General features: G+C 62.3%; 1 protein-coding gene. It reads left to right on the top strand.

Translation table 11 applies throughout. The annotated features are described in order from the left end of the window. The first annotated feature begins 121 nt into the window (after positions 1-121). Positions 122-934 carry an IS21-like element helper ATPase IstB gene (gene istB / locus L6639_RS42940; RefSeq protein WP_237867380.1) on the top strand — a complete coding sequence of 271 codons (813 nt, stop codon included), beginning with the start codon at positions 122-124 and terminating at the stop codon, positions 932-934. The last annotated feature ends 77 nt before the right edge of the window (positions 935-1,011 follow it).

Raw genomic sequence — 1,011 nt, 5'->3', positions numbered from 1 at the left:
TCAACCGGCTACGTGCTTACTTCGCCCCCGATCCCGCCAACCTGCCGAACGTCGTGGTGCAGCTCGTGCCGCTTGCGACCTACGAATGCCTCATCGGTACCGCCGAGACCGGAGGTGCCGCATGAGCGTAACGAACACGGTTGATGCCGCGCGCCTCAATCTGTTGCTCAATGAGCTCCGTCTGCCTGCCATCAAGGTGCTGTGGGCGCAATTTGCCGAACAGTCCGACAAGGAAGGCTGGCCGGCCGGCCGCTTCCTCGCGACCATCGCCGAGCACGAGATTGCCGAACGCGGCCGCCGTCGGACCGAACGACACCTTGTCGAAGCACGTTTGCCCACCGGAAAGACCTTCGACAGCTTCGACTTCGAAGCTGTGCCGATGATCTCAAAGGCGCAGGTGATGGCGCTCGCCGCCGGTGACAGCTGGCTGGGCAAGGGCGCCAATTTGCTGTTGTTCGGCCCGCCCGGCGGCGGAAAGAGCCACTTGGCGGCAGCGATCGGCCTGGCCCTCATCGAGAACGGATGGCGCGTCCTCTTCACCCGGACCACCGATCTCGTGCAGAAGCTCCAGCTAGCGCGACGCGAGCTTAACCTCGAGGCGGCCATCAATCGTCTCGATCGCTTCGATCTCCTGATTCTTGATGATCTCGCTTACGTCACCAAGGATCAGGCCGAGACCAGCGTGCTGTTCGAGCTCATCAGCGCACGCTACGAGCGCCGCTCGATGCTGATCACCGCCAATCAGCCATTCGGCGAATGGAACAGGGTCTTCCCGGACCCCGCCATGACCCTGGCCGCTATCGATCGCCTCGTTCATCACGCCACCATCGTCGAGATGAACGTCGAGAGCTATCGCAGACGGACCGCCCTCGAACGAAAACGCGGTCCCGGACGGCCGCCATCGCACGCGACATCCAAAACCGTCGCTGATTGACGCTGCGCGACAATCAGAGTTCAACAAAACTCTTGCGCGCGACAATCATCGCGGCAATCATCATCAGGCCGCGACAC

This window comes from Bradyrhizobium zhengyangense, assembly GCF_022012555.1.
Taxonomy (GTDB): domain Bacteria; phylum Pseudomonadota; class Alphaproteobacteria; order Rhizobiales; family Xanthobacteraceae; genus Bradyrhizobium; species Bradyrhizobium zhengyangense.
This window is presented reverse-complemented; position numbering and strand designations above follow the sequence as displayed.